The sequence below is a fragment of the Paenibacillus sp. LS1 genome, from assembly GCF_026013365.1.
Taxonomy (GTDB): Bacteria; Bacillota; Bacilli; order Paenibacillales; family Paenibacillaceae; genus Paenibacillus.
This window is the reverse complement of record NZ_JAPDOE010000001.1, coordinates 640,523-661,504: the sequence shown is the minus strand read 5'-3', so window position 1 is coordinate 661,504 and position 20,982 is coordinate 640,523. Positions and strand designations below refer to the sequence as shown.

General features: G+C 46.7%; 17 protein-coding genes. 13 read left to right on the top strand and 4 right to left on the bottom strand.

Annotation, left to right across the window (positions count from 1 at the left end; genetic code table 11):
* Positions 1 to 45: 45 nt before the first annotated feature.
* From OM416_RS02625 to OM416_RS02585, 9 genes are all read left to right on the top strand, one after another.
* Positions 46 to 2,235: a glycoside hydrolase family 52 protein gene (locus OM416_RS02625; protein WP_264926711.1), complete on the top strand. Its 2,190-nt coding sequence runs from the start codon at positions 46 to 48 to the stop codon at positions 2,233 to 2,235.
* Positions 2,232 to 4,373, top strand: a complete 2,142-nt coding sequence (locus OM416_RS02620; RefSeq protein ID WP_264926709.1) for an alpha-glucuronidase family glycosyl hydrolase — start codon at positions 2,232 to 2,234, stop codon at positions 4,371 to 4,373. Before OM416_RS02625 ends, OM416_RS02620 begins: the two co-directional genes overlap by 4 nt.
* 105 nt (positions 4,374 to 4,478) lie before the next feature.
* Positions 4,479 to 5,546, top strand: a complete 1,068-nt coding sequence (locus OM416_RS02615; protein WP_264926706.1) for an NAD(P)-dependent alcohol dehydrogenase — start codon at positions 4,479 to 4,481, stop codon at positions 5,544 to 5,546.
* A gap of 168 nt (positions 5,547 to 5,714) precedes the next feature.
* Positions 5,715 to 5,981, top strand: a complete 267-nt coding sequence (locus OM416_RS02610; RefSeq protein WP_026081056.1) for an HPr family phosphocarrier protein — start codon at positions 5,715 to 5,717, stop codon at positions 5,979 to 5,981.
* A gap of 144 nt (positions 5,982 to 6,125) precedes the next feature.
* Positions 6,126 to 6,377, top strand: coding sequence for a type B 50S ribosomal protein L31 (locus tag OM416_RS02605; RefSeq protein ID WP_264926697.1), 252 nt, complete (start codon positions 6,126 to 6,128; stop codon positions 6,375 to 6,377).
* Between the two features lie 401 nt (positions 6,378 to 6,778).
* Positions 6,779 to 7,087, top strand: coding sequence for a Dabb family protein (locus OM416_RS02600; protein ID WP_264926695.1), 309 nt, complete (start codon positions 6,779 to 6,781; stop codon positions 7,085 to 7,087).
* Between the two features lie 150 nt (positions 7,088 to 7,237).
* Positions 7,238 to 7,999 carry an SDR family NAD(P)-dependent oxidoreductase gene (locus OM416_RS02595; RefSeq protein ID WP_264926693.1) on the top strand — a complete coding sequence of 254 codons (762 nt, stop codon included), beginning with the start codon at positions 7,238 to 7,240 and terminating at the stop codon, positions 7,997 to 7,999.
* A gap of 255 nt (positions 8,000 to 8,254) precedes the next feature.
* Positions 8,255 to 9,982, top strand: a complete 1,728-nt coding sequence (gene poxB, locus OM416_RS02590; RefSeq protein WP_264926691.1) for a ubiquinone-dependent pyruvate dehydrogenase — start codon at positions 8,255 to 8,257, stop codon at positions 9,980 to 9,982.
* 323 nt (positions 9,983 to 10,305) lie between these two features.
* On the top strand, positions 10,306 to 11,061 hold the full coding sequence (locus OM416_RS02585) for an SDR family NAD(P)-dependent oxidoreductase (RefSeq protein ID WP_264926689.1): 756 nt from the start codon (positions 10,306 to 10,308) through the stop codon (positions 11,059 to 11,061).
* A 107-nt stretch (positions 11,062 to 11,168) separates the two neighbouring features.
* On the opposite strand, the gene OM416_RS02580 is transcribed toward OM416_RS02585, so the two are convergent.
* From OM416_RS02580 to OM416_RS02565, 4 genes are all read right to left on the bottom strand, one after another.
* A complete protein-coding gene (locus OM416_RS02580) occupies positions 11,169 to 12,353 on the bottom strand; it encodes an MFS transporter (RefSeq protein ID WP_264926688.1) in 1,185 nt (394 codons plus the stop codon).
* A 234-nt stretch (positions 12,354 to 12,587) separates the two neighbouring features.
* Positions 12,588 to 12,875, bottom strand: coding sequence for an ArsR/SmtB family transcription factor (locus OM416_RS02575; RefSeq protein ID WP_264926687.1), 288 nt, complete (start codon positions 12,873 to 12,875; stop codon positions 12,588 to 12,590).
* Positions 12,876 to 13,034: 159 nt separating this feature from the next.
* Positions 13,035 to 13,376 carry a ribosomal protein L7/L12 gene (locus OM416_RS02570; protein ID WP_264926686.1) on the bottom strand — a complete coding sequence of 114 codons (342 nt, stop codon included), beginning with the start codon at positions 13,374 to 13,376 and terminating at the stop codon, positions 13,035 to 13,037.
* 43 nt (positions 13,377 to 13,419) lie between these two features.
* A complete protein-coding gene (locus tag OM416_RS02565) occupies positions 13,420 to 14,619 on the bottom strand; it encodes a cytochrome P450 family protein (RefSeq protein ID WP_264926685.1) in 1,200 nt (399 codons plus the stop codon).
* A gap of 188 nt (positions 14,620 to 14,807) precedes the next feature.
* On the opposite strand from OM416_RS02565, the gene OM416_RS02560 reads away from it, so the two are divergent.
* From OM416_RS02560 to OM416_RS02545, 4 genes are all read left to right on the top strand, one after another.
* Positions 14,808 to 15,785, top strand: a complete 978-nt coding sequence (locus OM416_RS02560; protein ID WP_264926684.1) for an aldo/keto reductase — start codon at positions 14,808 to 14,810, stop codon at positions 15,783 to 15,785.
* A 421-nt stretch (positions 15,786 to 16,206) separates the two neighbouring features.
* Positions 16,207 to 17,307 (top strand): ATP-binding protein, encoded by a 1,101-nt coding sequence (locus tag OM416_RS02555; protein WP_264926683.1) that lies wholly within the window; start codon positions 16,207 to 16,209, stop codon positions 17,305 to 17,307.
* Positions 17,295 to 19,763, top strand: a complete 2,469-nt coding sequence (locus tag OM416_RS02550; protein WP_264926682.1) for a DUF5682 family protein — start codon at positions 17,295 to 17,297, stop codon at positions 19,761 to 19,763. The genes OM416_RS02555 and OM416_RS02550 overlap by 13 nt, the downstream gene beginning before the upstream one ends.
* Positions 19,748 to 20,971, top strand: coding sequence for a VWA domain-containing protein (locus OM416_RS02545; protein WP_264926680.1), 1,224 nt, complete (start codon positions 19,748 to 19,750; stop codon positions 20,969 to 20,971). Before OM416_RS02550 ends, OM416_RS02545 begins: the two co-directional genes overlap by 16 nt.
* Positions 20,972 to 20,982 lie beyond the last annotated feature (11 nt).

Genomic DNA, 20,982 nt, shown 5'->3' with positions numbered 1-20,982 from the left:
GCTAATGAAAACGTATGCATACCATTCTGAGAGGGGTTATGATTCATGAGTACTTTCAAATCCATCTTTTATAATGCACATCACGCACCGATTGGTGCTTTTGCGAGTTTTACACTGGGTTACAAAGGAGCCAAAGGCGGGCTGGGTCTTGAACTCGGCAAGCCGGCTGACCAGAATGTATATATTGGATTACAATCTCGTGATGGCGACAATTATCAGGCACTTCCTTTTTATGAAGCTTCCGAGGATGAGAGTAGCCGCTATGATGTAGAGAAGTTGGAGAATGGGGACACGGCGTCGACGACTGCGTCAAAGGTTCCACGACCTCTTATTACAGCTTTTCGTGATGAAGATATTACCCGTGAATTCACCTCGGGTACGGATACGTGGATTGCGGGAGATCTGACGTTCCGTATCTACTCGCCTGTACGTCCAGTACCTGATCCAACGAGTGGGGATCGTGAAGAATTAATGGATGCACTCGTACCTGCCGTATTGGTTGAGATGACGATTGACAATACGGAAGGTCAACAACCCCGCAAAGCCTACTTTGGTTACCAGGGCAATGATCCGTACTCTGCGATGCGTCTGATTGGAGGATCAGAAGGTGGTTCCATCACAGGAGTTGGACAAGGTCGGCTTACAGCGATTATGTCGGCAGATGATGGACTATGGCCTGCGCGCGGATTTACGTTGGAGAAGCTGCTACAGGAGAAGCATCGGGAGAATCTGGCTTTTGGACTTGGCGGAACTGCGGCATTGCTGATGGAGGTACCGGCTGGAGAGAAACGTACATATCAATTCGCTGTATGTTTCTATCGTGGGGGTATTGTGACGACCGGAATGGATACAACGTATTGGTATACGCGGTATTTTGCAGATATTCAGGCCGCAGGAGAGTATGCATTACAACGTTTCAGTGAGTTGACCGCATCCTGTGAAGAGGTTGAACAGCGCCTTGGAACGGCTGCTTTGAGCGAAGATCAATCCTTCATGCTTGCTCATTCCATTCACAGCTATTATGCCAGCACTCAACTGCTGGATGCCGATGGAGAGCCACTCTGGGTGGTGAACGAAGGGGAGTATCGGATGATGAACACACTTGATCTGACGGCTGATCAGTTGTATTTCGAGCTTGCCTTGAATCCTTGGACGGTGCGGAACGAGCTGGAGTGGTTTGTGAAACGTTACAGTTATACGGATCAGGTTCGTTTTCCGGGAGAAGAAAAATTATATCCGGGCGGAATTACCTTTACCCATGATATTGGTGTAGCCAATGTGTTCTCTCGTGCCGGACACTCGGCATATGAGCTAGTTGGGATTGATGACTGCTTCTCACAGATGAGTCATGAGGAACTGGTGAACTGGCTCTGTTGCGCGACAGTATACATTGAACAGACACAGGATCAAGCGTTTGTGAAAGACATGCTGCCTGTTATCCGGGATTGCTTCGAAAGCATGCTTAATCGTGACCATCCCGACGCAGATCAGCGTAACGGTCTGATGGGTCTGGATAGCAGCCGTACCCAAGGTGGAGCGGAGATTACAACCTACGATAGTCTGGATGTGTCACTTGGACAGTCTCGCAATAATATCTATCTGGCAGGTAAATGTTGGGCGGTCTATGTTGCCTTGGAGAAGCTGTTTGCAACTGAGAAGTTGGCAGATCTGTCCCATCAAGCAGGGCTTCAAGCGGATCGCTGCGCTGCCAGTATTGCTGCACAGTTGACTGATGGCGGCTACATTCCAGCTGTTATTGCAGAAAATAATGATTCTCGAATCATTCCGGCGATTGAAGGTCTAGTGTTCCCTTACTTTACAGGCTGTGAAGCAGCACTGGATGTGAATGGTCGTTTTGGACCTTACCTGAAGGCACTCCAAACCCATCTGAAAACGGTTCTTGTACCTGGGACTTGTCTGTTCGAAGATGGAGGCTGGAAACTGTCCTCAACAAGCAATAACTCGTGGCTGAGCAAAATCTATCTGTCCCAGTTTATCACCAGAGAACTGCTGGGTGTGGAATGGGATGAGACAGGCAAGGCAGCAGACGCGGCTCATGTCAACTGGCTGTTGCATCCGGAGGAATCCTACTGGTGTTGGAGTGACCAGATTCTGTCTGGTGTGGCGGTTGGCAGCAAGTATTATCCGCGTGGAGTAACGTCCATTCTATGGCTACTCGAAGGTAAAGGAAATCGCCTTGCTCAGATCTATGCTAGCAAGGAGGCGGTACAATGAGCCAATCCGTCGTTCATTCTGGTCTGTCAGGTCCACAATACGATGCGTGGCTGGGGTATCACTCCACATTGTCAGGAGAGAATGGGTTTGCCAAGAAGACAGCTCCACTCTGGAGCAGGCTGATCTTGGCTGAAGAGAAGCATCAGATCATTACGACAGCTCTGACCGAACTTTCACAGGGATTGGAGAAGTTATATTGCGTGAAACCGACGGTCAGTCAGCTGACTGCTGTTCAAGCTAGTGAGCGGAACGAGCAGCCTTCTGCAATCCAGATAGGCACTTGGGCTGGAAGCCATTTTGTGGCCGAAGCATTTAGCGAAACCGAGCGCTCTGCTGTGCAAGGGGAAGGCTATATCATTCGCAGGGACGAGGCAGAAGGTGTACTGGTCATTGGATCAGAGACGCCCCAAGGAGTGCTGTATGGTACATTCCATCTGCTGCGAGAGCTGACACTGGAACAAGATAGTACCAGCGAAGCGGATGAAGCTGCCGGCAAGTGGAGTTTTATTACCGAGCAGCCAACCAATGCGCTACGGATGATTAATCAATGGGATAACGTGGACGGCAGTATTGAGCGTGGTTACGCAGGAGACTCCATTTTCTATGATAACGGAGAATTTACGTTGGACTTGGGACGCATACGGGATTACGCACGTTTACTCGCATCCACGGGCATCAATGCCATATCGATCAATAACGTTAACGTCCATCGGCGTGAGAGCCTATTCCTGACAGAACGTTATCTGGGTGATGTGGCGAAGGTCGCCGCTGAATTCAGAGCCTATGGCATTCGACTGTTCTTGAGCGCCAACTACGCAAGCCCAATCGAGATTGGTGGATTGCATTCGGCAGATCCGCTGGATGCGCAGGTCCGGGAATGGTGGAACATTCAAACAGCCAAGGTGTATGCAACCATTCCGGATTTTGGCGGATACCTGATCAAGGCAGACTCTGAGAATCGTCCAGGGCCTTTCACGTATAACCGGGATCATGCCGATGGTGCGAACATGCTGGCCGAAGCGCTTCGACCATTCGGTGGCTTGGTGATCTGGCGTTGCTTCGTCTATAACTGCAAGCAGGACTGGCGGGATCGCTCCACAGATCGTGCGCGGGCAGCGTATGACCACTTTACGCCGCTGGATGGGCGGTTTGCCGATAATGTCATTTTGCAGATTAAGAACGGGCCGATGGACTTTCAGGTGAGAGAAGCAGTATCCCCGCTCTTCGGCGCCATGGAAAATACGAATCAGGTCATTGAGTTTCAGATTACACAGGAGTATACCGGGCAGCAGCGTCATCTATGTTATCTGGTTCCCCAATGGAAAGAAGTATTGGACTTTGACACATACGCCAAAGGCGAAGGTTCAGAGATCAAACGAATCGCAGATGGTTCTCTGTATAAACGACCTTATAGTGGCTTCGCTGCAGTATCCAATATTGGTGCAGATGCCTGCTGGACAGGACATCCGCTCGCGCAGGCGAATCTGTATGGATATGGCAGACTTGCGTGGAATCCGAAGCTGTCCGCGGAAGAGATTGCCGATGAGTGGGTGAGACTGACGTTTGGACATGAGGACGAAGTCGTGCGGCAGATTACGGGTATGCTTTTGAATTCGCTAGATATCTATGAAAATTATACGGCACCTCTCGGTGTGGGTTGGATGGTTAACCCGGAGCATCATTATGGGCCGAATGTAGATGGGTATGAGTATTCTAAATGGGGAACGTATCACTTTGCCGATTGTCACGGCATTGGTGTAGATCGAACCGTGAAGAGCGGCACAGGGTATACCTCGCAGTATCATCCTGAGAATGCTGAGCACTATGAGTCCTTGGACACCTGTCCGGATGAGTTGATCTTATTTTTCCATCACGTGCCGTACACCCATGTTCTGCATTCAGGTAAGACAGTCATTCAGCATATTTATGATACACACTTTGAAGGTGCTGCGCAGGCAGAGGCGCTAGCCGAGACATGGAGACAACTGGAGGGGAAAGTGGACCCAGTTATCTTCGAGAAAGTTGCTTCATTACAATACAATCAGGCCGAACATGCGAAGGAATGGCGGGACATGATCAATACGTACTTCTATCGCAAGAGTGGTATTGCGGATGAACAGGGTAGAACAATTTATTGAGTCGAATTGCAGATGCGGATGAACTTGGTGATATGAAGAAAGAAGATACCTTGTTTTCTTTGATGTACAATAGACAGCATGGACATACATGAGGAGGAGATACGTATGGGACAACATCAACTGCCCGCGACCATGAAAGCTGCTGTCATGACAGAGCCAGGAAACATTATTATTGAGGAACAACCCGTCCCGCAACCAGCAGCGGATGAAGTGTTAATTCAGGTGATGGCTGTGGGGGTGTGCGGATCGGATGTGCATTATTTTGAACATGGACGCATCGGCAGGTTTGTGGTGGAGAAACCGATCATCCTGGGACACGAGTGTGCGGGGATGATTGCTGAAGTTGGCGAGAACGTATCACGTCTGAAAATAGGAGATCGGGTTGCCATTGAGCCTGGTGTCACATGCGGACGTTGCACGGCATGCAAGGAGGGCCGCTATAACCTGTGTCCGGATGTACAATTTCTGGCGACTCCTCCGGTGGACGGGGCATTTGTACAATACATGACGATGCGTGAAGATATGGTATTCCCGATTCCTGACCATCTGTCCTACGAGGAAGCGGCCATGAATGAACCATTCTCCGTTGGGATTCACGCGGCTCGCCGGAGCAAGCTGGCTCCGGGTACGACTCTTGCGATTATGGGTATGGGGCCGGTTGGACTGATGGCGGTTGCAGCTGCAAAATCATTTGGAGTAAAGGAAATCATTGTTACGGATCTGGAGGAAGTTAGGCTGGAAGCGGCTCGCCGCATGGGTGCCACCCATACCATTAATGTGCGTAATGAAGATGCGCTGGCTGTGATTCGCGAGTTAACAGGTGGTGTGGGTGTCGATACCGCATGGGAAACAGCGGGAAATCCGAAGGCGCTACAATCCGCTCTGTATTCACTTCGACGTGGAGGCAAGCTTGCAATTGTTGGCCTACCGGCACAGGACGAGATTGCACTTAATGTTCCCTTTATCGCAGACAATGAAGTTGATATCTACGGTATATTCCGTTATGCCAACACGTATCCGGCAGGAATTGAGTTCCTGAGCTCTGGCCAGCATGACGTGATGTCCCTTATTACAGATCGTTATTCACTGGAAGAGACACAACAGGCGATGGAGCGTGCTTTGCACAATAAGAGTGGAAGTCTCAAGGTCATGGTATATCCGAACGGTAGATAAGACTATACTGTGAGAGTCCTGGAGTTCAGGACTCTTTTTTTTGTTTTTTTCGCAAAATAAAGGGATAGATAAGCTCCCATAACATGGTATAATTCATGAAGATTTTAATATATAAAATGATACACACCACATAGGTGAACAAGTACTTAGCGAAAGGAACTGAAGGTTGTGAGAGTACATGAATTTATGATTCACGCTGATTTTCATCGGGATGATCTGATGTCGGTATCTTCTCAAGCGTCACGTTTTTCCTCGGATATTATTTTGTCGTATATGGAGTCTGAGCATGAACATCGAGTAGATGTCAAAAGCCTGCTTGGAATGGCGTTACTTCCCATTCGATATGGTAGTGTTGTCAGATTACAGACAAGAGGCAGGGATGAGCTGGAGGCACTGGAGTACATGCTAAATGTACTGGAGAAAGGGACGGCGTGACACCTAATTGGGTGCAAAATCACAGAAATCATAATTTTTTTAGCTATTCCTCAAATCTTGCTGGTACTTTGTACAAAAAAAGAGTATAATAAAATGTAGTTTGATTCTAAAGAAGTACCCATATTAAAGGAGTGTAAATAGATTATGCCAAAAGTTGACATCCATCCAAAGACACAACTCGTAATTTTTTACGATGCAAGTGCTGATTTCAAATTCCTGAGTTCTTCCACGAAGTTCTCTAACGAAACTATGGAATGGGAAGACGGTAACTCTTACCCAGTAATCCGTGTGGACACTAGTTCCGCATCCCACCCGTTCTTCACTGGTAAACAAAGAAACGTGGATATCGGTGGCCGTGTTGATAAATTTAACCGTAAATACAACATGAACAAATAGTTTGTCCATACATTACAAGAAAACCTCAGGATTCGTCCTGAGGTTTTTTTGTGTACATATTCAGGGTAAAGGCTTTTGAATTTTACTTGAAATTAATATTTGTGACTATATAAATTGAGATAAACATTTACACAAAACGGAGAGGACAGAAAGAACCTGAAGAAGCAGAGCGTTCGCCTTTATCCCCGGATTTAACCTTTATAGAAGGAATCAAAAAAATCTGGGGATAACAGCGATCGGAAGGTTGTTCTGTCATCGAAGTGACTAGGTGTAAATATTCCTTAGTTCAATTTATATAGAAATATCCATTTCATAAAATTAATTCAACCAATTATTGCGCTTACAACACATTCGGATGTACACTAGGAAACAGAGTAGACATATTGGAGGAGGAAATAGAGATGAGTAGCATCACACATATGGTAACGTTTACACTTTACGCAGGTAAAGATACACCGGAGGCGGAAGCCTTTTTGAAGGAAAGTTCAGATGCACTGGCAGTCATTCCTGGGGTAGAGCAGTTTCAGGTTCTGAGACAGGTCAGTGAGAAAAATGAGTTCGATTACAGCTTCTCAATGGTCTTTGCGGATCAGGCTGCGTATGATGCATACAACAATCACCCGGTTCACCGTCAATATGTAGCAGAGCGTTGGGAAAAGGAAGTCAGTCGCTTCCAGGAAATTGATCTCATTCAACATAATAATAAATAATCGTTCCTCATAGAGCATATAAGTTTGAACTGGGATATACAGCATTGAATAATGCTGTATATCCCTCTAGCATGAAGTTGATTCGTGATGAAAAACATGTAATTTTGAAATCGTTTTCGATAAAATGAATTTAAGGAGGTTTTTGCTGTTATGCAATTGGATCTCACAGGAAAAACGGCTCTGGTTACAGGTGCAACCGGTCAACTGGGGAGAGTGATCGCCCGCACGTTGGCAGCCTGTGGAGCCAATCTGGCTCTACATTACATAAATAATGATACGAAGGCTCGGGAGCTTCAGGGTGAGATTGAAGCACTCGGTCGTCAGGCTGTTATTGTACAGGGAGATATTACGAAGCAGGATACGGCATTTCGGATGCGTGATGAGATTCAGTCTGTTCTCGGCGGAGTGGATATTGTCGTTGCCAATGCGGTCATTCAGTATGAATGGACAACGGTGTTGGAGCAGTCGCCTGAAGATTATTTGAGCCAGTTCGAATCCTGTGTCATGCAGAGTGTATATCTTGCCAAAGCATTCATTCCTCATATGCAAAACGTCAGAGCCGGTCGCTTCATTGGCATCAATACAGAATGTGCGATGCAAAATTTCGCTCACCAGTCGGCTTACACCGCTGGTAAGCGTGGAATGGATGGGGTATATCGAGTGCTTGCCAAAGAGGTTGGCGAGTATCAGATTACCGTGAATCAGGTTGCACCTGGATGGACGATTAGTGAACGTGATCGCTCCAGTGAGCCTGGACATGATGAGGCATATACACGTACCGTGCCACTGAAGCGCAGGGGTGAAGATCAGGAAATCGCCAATGCGGTGGCTTTTCTCGCCTCGAATCTGTCTTCATTTATCACGGGTGCCTATATCCCGGTAAGTGGTGGCAATGTGATGCCTGCCATCTAGTGTACGCTTTAGATTCAGGAATCCACATGAGATACGAATCAATCAAGTTTAATCGTAATCCGTTTGTCATTCGACAAACGGATTTTTGGCATTTTTCTAACGCTGGAATAACAGTTTAAGGGGCAGTTTTTCGTTTCATATATCCATAAATACATATGGTTTGGTTCGAATTTCAGAAGATTGGGGTATAAGAATAGGTATATTAACAGAGTGGAAACATAATCAAAATGAGCAATTAAAGGAGACCCATCACTTATGAAAAAAACAGTCGCGGACGTTCTGGTTGAATCCTTATTGAACGCTGGCATCAAACGCATATATGGCATTGTTGGAGACTCCTTGAATGCGGTACTTGACTCCATCCGTCGTTCGGGCAAGATCGAGTGGATTCATGTACGACATGAAGAAGTGGCGGCATTTGCCGCTGGGGCAGACGCTGAGGTCAGTGGAAGTATCGCTGTCTGCGCAGGTAGCAGTGGGCCTGGTAACATGCATCTGATTAACGGTCTGTACGACTGTCACCGCAACCGTGTTCCTGTACTCGCTATCGCTGCACATATCCCAAGTGACGAGATTGGCAGTGAATATTTCCAGGCGACACATCCCGAGTATCTGTTCCAGGAATGCAGTGATTACTGTGAAGTGATTACGACAGCGAAACAGATGCCGCGTTCCCTCACGATGGCCATCCAGACAGCAGTCGCACGTTCAGGTGTGTCTGTCGTTGTATTGCCGGGGGATGTAGCAGGACTTGAAGCAGCGGATCTGCCTGTGCCTGAGCATGTGTATCATTCGACCAATCCAGTGGTACATCCTTCTGAGCCGGAACTCGTGAAACTGGCGGAATATCTGAATCAAGGCAAAAAAATCACGTTGTTGTGCGGTGCAGGCTGCGCGGGCGCTCGGGAACCCCTCATGCAGCTCTGTGATCGGTTGAAATCCCCGATGGTTATTGCGCTAAGAGGCAAGGAATATTTGGAGTATGACAACCCCTATTCCGTGGGCCTCACGGGTCTAATCGGGTATTCGTCGGGTTATCATGCGATGATGGATTGTGATGTACTATTGATGCTGGGAACGGATTTCCCATATCGTCAATTCTATCCCGAAGATGCGAAAGTCCTTCAGGTCGACATTCAATCTTCCCATCTGGGTCGGCGTACGAAGCTGGATTATGGCGTATGTGGGGATGTAAAAGCGACCATTGAAACTTTGCTTCCTTATCTGACAGAAGAACACAGTGACAAACATCTGCGTAAAAGTGTGGACCGTTATGTGAAAGTACGCAAAGATCTGGACGAGCTTGCCGTTGGCAAACCGGGTAAAAAGCCGATCCATCCGCAGCACCTGACCAAGGTCATTAGTGATGCCGCAGCTGAAAATGCAATCTTTACCTGTGATGTCGGTACTCCGACAGTATGGGCGGCCCGTTATATCGAGATGTCTCGCAATCGCAGGCTGCTTGGTTCATTCAGTCACGGTACGATGGCAAACGCTTTGCCACAGGCGATTGGTGCCCAGGTCGCTGATCCGGGCAGACAAGTCATCTCTTTGTCGGGTGATGGTGGTATTACGATGTTGATGGGAGATCTGTTGACATTGAAACAGCATAATCTACCGATTAAAGTTGTGGTGTTTAATAATGGAGCACTCGGTTTTGTTGAGCTGGAGATGAAGGCTGCCGGATTCCTGGAATCCGGGACAGAGCTTGTTAATCCCAATTTTGCAATGGTTGCTCAAGCCATGGGTATGGAAGGCATTCGTGTTGAGGATCCGGCTGAACTGGAAGGGGCTGTGCAGCGTGCGCTTCAGCATGATGGTCCTGTGCTGATTGACGTGGTGGTGAATCGACAGGAACTGTCCTTACCTCCGAAGATCGATATCAAACAAGCCGAAGGATTCACCCTATGGATGATGAAAGCCGTGCTGAATGGTCGCGGGGACGAGATTATTGAATTGGCTAAAACCAATTTGCTAAGATAGGCGTTTCGATAAGTGGACATGCAACGTTCGAAGTTGTTGTTAAGAAAATCGACGTAAATTGCGTCTAGCATACAAAGGAGGAGCGGGTAGAGGCCATTATGGTTACCTACTCCTCCAACTTAGTGCTGTATATGTGACATATGATATAGTATGAATCCATATTATATGAATTGTTTTTATGTCGTAAGTCTATTAGAATAGGTAAAGTCAGGAAGGTTTTATGCCATTTTTGACCTACATATTGCATCATTAAATGTACGAAGTTTCATATCGTATTCATCGATCCAATCACAAGATGACACACACACATGGAGGAGATCAACATGAGTCACGCAGGAAAAGTAGCCATTATTACTGGAGCAGGAAGTGGATTGGGCCAAGCAGCAGCATTGAAGCTGGCTGAGAAGGGTGCATCCATTGTCGTCGTGGATCTTGTCGAAGAGACAGGTCTTGAAACGGTTAAGCAGATTGAGAAGCTGGGAAGTAAAGCCATTTTTGTACAATCAGATGTGAGTAAAGCACCTGAAGTTGAGAATTATGTGAAAAAAGCAGTCGAAGAGTTCGGACGAATCGATATGTTCTTTAATAATGCAGGTATTGCCGGTCCTGGGATCAAGTTGATCGAACATACAATCGAGCAGTTTGACCAGATTATTGATATCAACCTGAGAAGTGTATTCTACGGGTTGAAATATGTGATTACGGAAATGCTCAAAACCGGCGGAGGTTCCATTCTGAACACGGCCTCCACAGCCGGTATTGTTGGTGTAGCCGCAGTTGCACCTTACGCAGCAACCAAACATGGCGTGGTGGGCTTGACCCGCACAGCTGCAATTGAATACGGCAAGGACAACATTCGTGTAAATGCGATTGCGCCAGGTACAATTGAGACACCGATGGTTGTTCAGTTCGGTAAAGACAACCCTGAAGTGTTCAAGGCAACCGTTGACAGCATTCCATCTGGACGTCTCGGCAGACCGGAAGAGATCGCGAACCTCGTTTCCTTCCTGCTGGGAGATGAAGCGCCATATATCAATGGTGCAGTATATCCGATCGATGGAGCAGTTACAGCCCAATAAGAGTTCTACTTAACTGTAAAAGAATAGCCGTTAAAATGGTTAAAGAGAGGTCACTGTATACGTACAGTGCCTCTCTTTTTGTTTGTCTTTTGTACAACGAACTCATATCAGGCAGCGTTATGCGATTTCTCGGTTTGTGTACTTTTCGCAGATGCTGAACGATACGAGCCTATAACGATGATGATGGCAACAGCGACCCCGACAGCTCCAATCCAGGTAATGGATGACAATGAAATGCTGCTGACCGCGATTCCCCCAATGCCTGCTCCGGCAGCCATCGCTAGTTGCATCACTGAACTGTTCAAACTAAGCATAATGCCTGAGGATTCCGGAGCCATGGTGACCAGATTATACTGCTGAGTTGGACCAGAAGACCACGCGGCAAAAGACCACAAAATCAGAACAAGGAAGACAGCGAGATGAGAGCTTGTTGTTATATTCAGCAGAACCAGACTCGCGATATGCAATGTCATGCCTGTAATCAACGTTCGTTTGACACCCAATCTGTCCGCACTGAAGCCGCCAACTTTTGAACCGATTAGACTTGCTATGCCAAATGCGAGTAAAGCTGAACTGAGCAGTGTTTCGCTCATTCCTGCGACGGATACAAGGTAAGGTGAAATATACGTGTAGGCAATGGAATACCCACCTAACCAGAAAAATGTCACCAGCAGTGCCCAAACAATTCGTGGCTGTTTGAGTAAAGATAGTTGTTTCTTCAGCGGAACGGGTGTTTCTGCTATGGAAGGCGGAATGGCGGCCGCGATCACCAGCATGGCGAGAACACCAAGAACGGCTATGCCGGCAAAAACAAGCTTCCAATCCCAAGATGCAGCCACAAGCCTTCCGAGCGGAACGCCAACAATCAAAGAAGCTGTAAATCCAGTGATTACTGTGGCGATTGCGCTAGCCTGTTTGCCCTCAGCCGCTATTTGAGAAGCGACCGTTAATGCTGTGACAACAACAACGCCCGCTCCTAAAGCCATTAACACTCGAGCTGCGACGAACAGTCCATAACCCGGCAACAGGTAGGCAAGAACATTAGCCACAACGAATAGACCGAGGAAGTATAGCAACAGCTTGCGACGGTCCCAGCGAGAAGTCAGTGCAATAATGATAGGTGTACCGAGCGCATATACGAGCGAAAAAATTGTAATGAGCTGCCCGGCAGCAATTAAAGAAATATTCATGGTATCTGCAATACGATCCAAAATGCCGGCAATGACATATTCAGACGTTCCTACAAGAAAGCTGACCAAGGCAAGAACATAGATTTTAAACGTAGAAGACATGGAAACATAACCTCTTTCTGATTATAATTATTATATTTTTAGAAATATAGAAATAAAGACAAGAGAACAAGACATGAATGCTTTGAATGCAACCATCTGCGAGAATAGTAATGTTACAACCGAGATAATGAATAATGGTATAACCGTAAACTTACGCGACCTAGTTCTGCTATGAAATATTGTACGTTGTTGTTTCGATATTTCTAATTATATAGAAATATAACTCAAATTTTTTTATTTATTTAGCAGATAGGGAACAAACTTTTGCGCAGTCTCCGTGTTCAGGCTGTAGTAAATATACGTACCTTTCTTCTGCGATGTAAGTAGGCCGCAATCAGACAACTGCTTCAGGTGATGAGACAGAGTCGATAGGGCAACGGTAACAAGGCGGCTCTCCAGATCGGCAGGACACAGATTGCTTTCGCCCGATAGAATCTGAATGATTTTGTAGCGTGTTTGCTCACCCAGTGCTTTATGAATTTTGACGACTTGTTCGAGTTCATGCGAGTTTGGTTGCATCATGATCTGTCCTTTCGTCTTTATTTCTTATTTCTAGTAATATAGAAATAACAGTATCATATGTCGTTTGAAAAGTAAACTCTCGGTGAAGGTTCCACCTTTCTTCTGGTTTAGCAGCCGAAAGTCTGGAATAACTTCCTCGAGAGTTATGTGAGTTGTATATTACCGATCCAGGGAATCGACATAGTCTTTGGCTTCCTTCAACGAAAGACCTCTGGCTTCACGCAGTCGTTTGATTGCCATAATTTTTTTCTCTTGTTGTATAAGTGCAATAAGCTCCTGATCCAGATCCGTTGGTGCTGGTTGGCTTGTGTGGGAAGGGGGTGCTTCCTTCGGCGATAATGTGTAATTGAAGTCAGAGCGAGCGCTGTCGGTCGAACCGTTCTCCAGACGCTCGACATCTCTTTTCAATTCATTCAATTGGCGTTGCAGGCTGGTGACTCTGACCAGTAACACAAGAATCAGAAGCAGCAAAACGATCCATACCAAGGTGTTCATTTCCATGATGTCATGTGCCTCACTTTCATGTATTCATGTTTAATAGCCATTATTTAAGTTGAACGGGGATCTCCTTGACACCACGCACAATCATGCCAGGTCTCCATTCCAGTTCATTCACGTCTGCCTGAAGCTGTATATTTGGAAAACGATTCAGAAGTGTACTGACCGCAATCTCGCCTTCCAGACGTGCAAGCGGTGCTCCCAGACAAAGATGAATGCCTTTACCAAATGCAAGATGCGAACTCTTCTCGCGGGTAATGTCAAAGACATCAGCATCTTTGAACTGCTCCTCATCCCGGTTAGCCGAATCAAGCGCAACGATGACAAGTTCACCTTGAGCAATATGTTGTCCACGGAATTCGATATCTTCCAAAGCCCATCGAGATGTACTAAACTCCACTGGTCCGTTGTATCGCAGCATCTCCTCAATGGCTTTATGAATAAGCTCAGGCTGTTTAATGAGCAACTCACGTTGCTCAGGGTGCTCCAGCAAAGCCATAATTCCATTGCCAATGAGATTAACCGTCGTTTCATGGCCCGCAATAATTAATAAGGAGACTACACCAAGCAGTTCTTGTTCAGTCAACTGCTGCCCGGATTCTTCTGCAATGACGAGCTGACTGATCAGATCAGTGCCGGGTTCTTTGCGTACTTTCGCAAACCAAGCCGTCAGGTATTCCGTAAACTCCCTGGCATGCTGCTCGAATAGCTCTGCGCTCTCAGCTGTGGAAGCATCGATTACCGTATTGGACCACATGCGGAATTTGTCACGATCCTCAATAGGGACGCCCAAAATTTCACTAATGACGATGATGGGCAGAGGGAAGGCGAAGTCATCGATCAGATTCATTTTTTCCTGTGACGGAAGGTTGTCCAGTAGTTCATCAGCAATGTCCTGAATATGGCTTCTCATGTCTGCAATCAACTTAGGGGTGAACGCTTTCTGTACAAGTCCCCGAAGACGGCGATGATCTGGTGGATCGGAGAACAGCATGTTATTGACAAAGATACTTTGATTTTCAGGTCCATAACGTTTGGCGATATCCTTAGTGAAGCGAGGATCTTTCAGGATCTGAACTGCATCCTCGTATCGGGTAATGATCCAGCCGAACTCCCCGTGAGGAAACATAACTCTAAAAACAGGCTCCTCTTTTCTTAAGTTTTCATATACCGGGTAAGGGTTATGCGTGAATTCTTTGGTGAAAAACGCTGGCTTTGAGGACTCGTTGGTTTCATTCGGATTCAAATGCAAAATCTCCTCTCATATTCCTGCATAATACCTGCACCCTCTATATATTCAATAGACAAGCTTTTGAAACCTTGTTTTTGAGCCGTACGGATGAAGGAGCAGGAAAATAGAGGAAGATAGAAGAAGACATGTAGAGAAGATTGATCATTGTGCTTCGTAAAAATGAAAATGAGGTGAATGCTGATATGTCTTACGCACAACTTCCTTTGCATCATCACCAGATTCCGGCAAGTCGAATGGTTCTTGGCTGTATGCGGTTTGGGGGTGAATGGGATGGGTTCCCCATTACTTCAGATCTTGTCGTAGAAGGTCATCGAGCTGTAGAAGCAGCTATCGAAATAGGCATTAATCACTTTGACCTGGCGGATATTTACACACGTGGTAAGGCAGAGCATGTCTTGGGGCGAGTTTTATCTGAAACTCCCGGCTTGCGTGAACAGATCATTATACAGTCGAAGTGTGGTATACGCCTTGTAGGTGATGATGCAGGACCGCAGCGTTATGATACCTCAGGTGCACATATCCTGGCGAGTGTTGATGGTATCCTGGAACGGCTCGGCATCGATTATCTGGATATTTTGCTGCTGCACCGTCCTGATCCGCTCGCCCATCCACAAGAGATTGGGGAAGCACTGGCTGAGCTGCACCATTCCGGTAAAGTGCGTCATTTTGGTGTGTCCAACATGGGTTCTGAACAGATTCGTCTTCTTCAGCTTCATAGTAAAGTGCCTCTGATTGTGAATCAGTTGGAGATGAGTCTTGACAAAATCGGGTTCGTAGAAGCTGGTGTGACGGTGAATCGACCCCAAGCCAGAGACAACGTGTTTCCTTATGGTACGATGGAATATTGTCAGGCAGAGCATATTCAACTGCAAGCCTGGGGTCCCCTTGCTCAGGGGCGATTTACTGGCAGGGTAGTTGAGGGACAGCGCCCTGAAATTGAGCATACGGCTCAATTGGTTGATCGAATGGCCAAGGAGCGTGGGGTGACACCGGAGTCTATTGTATTGGCTTGGTTAATGAAACATCCAGCAGGTATTCAGCCTGTGATTGGTTCGATTCGGCCAGAACGTATTCTGGCCTGTCGTGACGCGACGAAGATTGAGCTAACCCGGTATGAGTGGTACGAGCTGTATTCAGCTTCGTGTGGTCGCAGAATGTAATTAGGGACTTCTGAGAGAGTGGATAGTTTCGATCAAAATTCATAGATGTTGGGTGAAATTTTAACATATAAGAAGACACAGGCTGCTGATGGCCTGTGTCTTCTTTGTAATAATCGGCTTCATTTGGTTGAAACACATGATCGAAAGTGTAATGAATCCTAAGGTCATATGGCCTACAATGCTTTTAAATAGGTAATAAGCATACTGATTCACAGCCGAAACCAGTGTGTTGAAACGGCTGTAAGGATATTTCACCTTCATATTTGTGCTATACACTATGTCCAAGGACTTAGGAAGAGTGCTGATAAGAAGGACGTTTCAACCATTTTTATCGTTTTACCGGGTAGTTGCTGGACTGCTGTGATAAAATGATAGGAATAAGAACATACGATCTGTTTATGTGAGAGGAGACACCTTGACGATGGAGATGCTTAAACCACCCGCCGAGATATTATACGAGGTTGAATTACGTGCATTGCGAGAGGAAGATCAGGGGAAACGTCCCCCAAACTGGCTGTTATCTCCTGCCTATGTGCGCGATTTTATTATTGGCAGGGATAAGCCGGCGTTATTAAATGGAGAAGAGATCCCGATTACTCGTAAATTCTATGGCAATGACGTGTTAATAGAGCGCGCCGTGGTCACTCTGGCAGGCAATCGAGGGTTAATGCTTGTGGGAGAACCCGGAACAGCCAAGACCATGCTTAGCGAACTGCTGACCGCAGCGATCTCCGGAACCAGTCTGAACACGATTCAGGGTACAGCAGGCACGACGGAGGATATGATCAAGTATTCATGGAATTACGCCATGCTGCTCGATAAAGGTCCTTCGGAAGCTGCGCTTGTGCCATCGCCGTTATATAGCGGAATGAAAAAAGGCATTCTTACCCGTTTTGAAGAGATTACACGTTGTCCCGCCGAAGCGCAAGACAGTCTGATCAGTATTCTCAGTGACAAGGTCATGAGCATTCCTGAACTGGACGGTGGTGTACTGTTTGCCCAACCGGGATTTAACGTCATTGCTACAGCAAATATTCGGGATAAAGGTGTTAACGAAATGAGCGGTGCCTTGAAGCGTCGGTTCAATTTCGAAACGATCAAGCCCATTCATAACGTGAAGATGGAAGCCAAAATAATTGAATCTCAGGCAAGAAGTCTGTTATTACATAGTGGAATTGATATTGAAATTAATCCGGATGTGGTTGAATTGCTGGCTACAACATTTATGGAACTGCGCACCGGCATGACACGGGAAGGATACAAGCTCGATACCCCTCAAGCATCCATGAGTACGGCGGAAGCGGTGTCTGTCTATGTTCAGAGTGCGATGACTTCCTATTATTACGAAGATAAGGCTATTGCGCTGGATCGGTTGGTGCAGAACATGCTGGGAACCATTGCGAAGGAAAACGACAAGGATCTGTCCATTCTCAAAACCTACTTCTCCAAGGTCGTAAAAGAGCGTTCTAGAGAAGAGGGAATGTGGAAGGACTATTATGAGGAGAGAAAATGGATCGGTTAACAGCAGTACTGGACCCTGATGTTGATCAGTTACAATCCTTGTTCGAGTCCCAGGTATATAACCTGAGTAATCATACGGTCTATTATCCTATTAGACACCACAGCCCTGCATGTTCGTATCACTTATTACGATTAATTGGGGAGTACAAGCCGGATATCATTCTAATCGAAGGACCAGAGAGTGGTAATCCATTAATTTCGGTGCTGAGTGATGAGGCAACCATACCGCCTGTCAGTCTGTACTATACCTATGAGAGTGAACTGGAGAGAGAAGCCTGCTATTATCCGATGCTTCGGTATTCGCCTGAATATGTCGCTTTGAAAGAAGCAAAACGTCTGGACATTCCGGCAAAGTTTATTGATCTGGACTATCGTCACTTCTCCACTCGTGCATCCAAGTCTGGTCAGACAGAACAAAAGGAGATCTCCATCCAGGACGAGACCTTGCTTGCGGGGTCTGACTTCATTAATCGGTTGTGCCAAAAAACAAACTGTCGCAGTTTTGATGAATTGTGGGAAAAGGTGTTTGAGATTGGCGGTCTGGAGAAATCCACTCGGGCGTTCGTGCAGGATGTATTCACGTATTGTACGTTATCCCGAATGTGCTATTCCACGGAAAGATTACAGTCTTCAGGTGATCTGGCAAGAGAAGCACATATGAGACAACGTATTCAACAAGCGGTACAGGAGCATGACCGTGTGCTTGTCATTACCGGTGGATTTCATACCTATGGACTGTTGATATCAGAGAAACTTGAATCCGAATTGGAACAGCCGGAAATGGAGAAACATCATGCAGATCAACGTTTGGATGGACGAGGTAAACCAGGTACGTCTCAACAAAGTGCAGTTGATCCAGATCCGGTTCACCAACAAATGTACCCGATGGTCTATACCTTTGCTGAAGCGGATCGGCTCAATGGATATGCGAGCGGCATGCCTTATGTGAATTATTACGATCAGATCTGGAACCAGCTGCTTCGCAAGAAGAGTACACCATATAATCTAACGGCTCTGGACTTGTTATCCCGGCTGATGCGCCAATTACGGGACGGACACGAGCATGTATCAACGAGTGATGCGATTGAGGCGTACAGCATGATACAGGGTCTTGCCGGGCTTCGGGGGAAAAGGGAAGGCGGCGTCTATGAGTTGATGGATGCAGCACTCTCTTCCTTTGTGAAGGGGGAACTTACCCTAGCGACCGATAAACCGTTGCAAGAGCTTCAGCAGTTATTGACAGGAGACGTCATTGGAAGCGTGGCTCCCAATTCATTCAGTATTCCCATCGTGGAGGACTTCAAGGTGCGTTGTACAGGACACAAACTGCAGATCCGCACAACAGGACAACACAAGAAAGTGCTGGATCTGTATGCGAAACCGGAACACCGTCAGATAAGTCAATTGATTCAGTGTATCACGTATCTGGTTCCGGAATTCGCTAAACGGCAATCCGGGCCGGACTGGATCGCAGAACGTGACATGAATCTTGTACGCGAAACCTGGGTTTATATGTACTCATCCCGTATTGAAGCCAGATTGATAGAGAACTCTCTCTATGGCGGAACGCTTGCCGGGGCGGCTACACGCAAAATGGAAGAACAGATGCAAGAAATACCGGATCATCATAGCGGTGAACTTTCCCGACTAATGCTCCAAGCGCTGCTCATGGGGCTTCAGGACACTGCGATGAAGCTTTATGAACAGGTGCGCTCGGCGCTGAGAACCGACGGGAATTTCCTTTCCTTATGTAACAGTCTGCAAGTCTTGAACCGAATTCATCAGCACCGCAGGCTACTGGGATTATCTGACGAGCAACAACTCCCTGAGTTGGTATCCGAGGCTTACAGGAATGCCGTAGACAAGCTGCTACAGCTCTCTAGAGCCAACCCGGATGAGCATGAAGCCATTATTCAGGGATTGAAGTTGCTAGCCATGCTCGCGGAGTCATCAGAGGAGCATTTTCAGGATGAGACATTCCGAATTCACCTGAATGAGCTTTTGTCTGATCACCAGCTTCCGGCTCAGCTGGAGGGTGTGTGTGTTGCTATTTCCTCAGGGCTCGGCGACAGGCCCAGGGAAGAGATTGTTGATCGTGCACGTGGGTATATCCATGGTACACCGGATCAGACCCGTCAAACGGCATTTTTTTTACAGGGAGTATTCTCTGTAGCACGTGACGCTTTTTTATATGAAGATCAGCTGTTGTCCGAGTTGAATTATTTGATAGAACAGCTATCCTACGACGACTTCATCAGTATGGTACCGGAATTACGGTTGGCATTCACCTATTTTACACCAATGGAGACGGGCTTGATTGCTGAGCGGGTGGCGAGTCTGCATCAGGTTGAACCGGAAGAGATGTTAAGACCTGCGGTCGATGAACAGATGCTAATTCAGTCCAAAGCATGGGATGAAGCGCTTCGAAAGGAGTTTGCCGCATGGAAGCTAATATGAATGAAGCGAATCGGATAACGAAAGAAACCGGAGAAACGGACAAAACCTCCAATCCGGATGGAAGCAACCGAGGAGATCATCATTCTGCTGAAACCTTGAATCGATGGCGTCTGATTCTTGGTGAATCCGCCGAAGAAGGGTTGTGTAATACAGACCAATACACTTCGGCTGAATTTCAATATACGGAAATCGATGAGATTCTGGGTTATCTCTATAACCGTGAATACGGTGAAGAACAAGGTTACCGAAAAGAGGGAGGACGCGGTGCGTCTAATCTGACTGTCCCGAAATGGTTGCACAAAGTCAGGGACCTGTTTCCCAAACCAACGGTAGAAATATTGGAGAAACAGGCGCTTGACCGCTATGGGCTGACAGAATTATTAACGGACAAAAAGTTGCTTGAATCCCTTGAACCGAACATGAATCTGCTCAAGAATATTATGCAATTCAAAGGACGGATGAAAGGTGAGGTATTAAAGAGCGCCAAGGATATCGTGCGAACTGTGGTTGAAGAGCTCCGCAGCAAGCTGGAATCGCAGACCCGAGCCAGTATCATGGGCAAACGCAGTCGCTATACCTCCAGTTCAGTACGATCCTTGCGCAATCTGAATTTCAAGCGAACCATCACCAAGAACTTGAAGAATTACGATAAAAACAAGCGCAGGTTTGTAATTGATCGTCTGTATTTCGACGGGAGTATACAGCCTCATAACAAGTGGAACATCATCATTGGTGTGGACGAAAGTGGCAGTATGCTGGATTCAGTCATCTACAGTTCGGTAATGGCGAGCATCTTCTATCGCTTGAATGCGCTACGCACGAAATTATTTATATTTGATACGCAGGTTGTTGATCTGAGCGACAGGCTGGAAGACCCCGTAGATGTGCTCATGAATGTACAGCTCGGCGGGGGAACACATATTACCAAAGCGTTGCGTTATGGCGAGACGCTAATCGATAATCCGGGCAAAACCATCTTTATTCTGGTCAGTGATCTGGAGGAAGGTTACCCGATTGCGCAGATGTACAAAGCCTGTAAAGATATCATCGATGCAGGATGCAAGCTACTGGTTCTCACCGCACTCGATTTTAACGGGGATTCAGTCTATAACAAACATGCAGCACAGACCTTAACGAATATGGGCGCTCATGTAGCCGCAATTACCCCAAATGAGTTGGCAGATTGGATTGGCGAGATCATCACTTAAATTTGAGGAGG

Excerpts from the sequence above, each read along its gene's own strand:
- OM416_RS02580 (WP_264926688.1), bottom strand. The coding sequence starts at position 12,353 with ATGTCTTCTACGTTTAAAATCTATGTTCTTGCCTTGGTCAGCTTTCTT.
- OM416_RS02575 (WP_264926687.1), bottom strand. The coding sequence starts at position 12,875 with ATGATGCAACCAAACTCGCATGAACTCGAACAAGTCGTCAAAATTCAT.
- OM416_RS02545 (WP_264926680.1), top strand. The coding sequence starts at position 19,748 with ATGGAAGCTAATATGAATGAAGCGAATCGGATAACGAAAGAAACCGGA.
- OM416_RS02615 (WP_264926706.1), top strand. The coding sequence starts at position 4,479 with ATGGGACAACATCAACTGCCCGCGACCATGAAAGCTGCTGTCATGACA.
- OM416_RS02620 (WP_264926709.1), top strand. The coding sequence starts at position 2,232 with ATGAGCCAATCCGTCGTTCATTCTGGTCTGTCAGGTCCACAATACGAT.
- OM416_RS02595 (WP_264926693.1), top strand. The coding sequence starts at position 7,238 with ATGCAATTGGATCTCACAGGAAAAACGGCTCTGGTTACAGGTGCAACC.
- OM416_RS02585 (WP_264926689.1), top strand. The coding sequence starts at position 10,306 with ATGAGTCACGCAGGAAAAGTAGCCATTATTACTGGAGCAGGAAGTGGA.
- OM416_RS02560 (WP_264926684.1), top strand. The coding sequence starts at position 14,808 with ATGTCTTACGCACAACTTCCTTTGCATCATCACCAGATTCCGGCAAGT.
- OM416_RS02550 (WP_264926682.1), top strand. The coding sequence starts at position 17,295 with ATGGATCGGTTAACAGCAGTACTGGACCCTGATGTTGATCAGTTACAA.
- OM416_RS02600 (WP_264926695.1), top strand. The coding sequence starts at position 6,779 with ATGAGTAGCATCACACATATGGTAACGTTTACACTTTACGCAGGTAAA.
- OM416_RS02605 (WP_264926697.1), top strand. The coding sequence starts at position 6,126 with ATGCCAAAAGTTGACATCCATCCAAAGACACAACTCGTAATTTTTTAC.
- OM416_RS02625 (WP_264926711.1), top strand. The coding sequence starts at position 46 with ATGAGTACTTTCAAATCCATCTTTTATAATGCACATCACGCACCGATT.
- OM416_RS02555 (WP_264926683.1), top strand. The coding sequence starts at position 16,207 with ATGGAGATGCTTAAACCACCCGCCGAGATATTATACGAGGTTGAATTA.
- OM416_RS02570 (WP_264926686.1), bottom strand. The coding sequence starts at position 13,376 with ATGGAAATGAACACCTTGGTATGGATCGTTTTGCTGCTTCTGATTCTT.
- poxB (WP_264926691.1), top strand. The coding sequence starts at position 8,255 with ATGAAAAAAACAGTCGCGGACGTTCTGGTTGAATCCTTATTGAACGCT.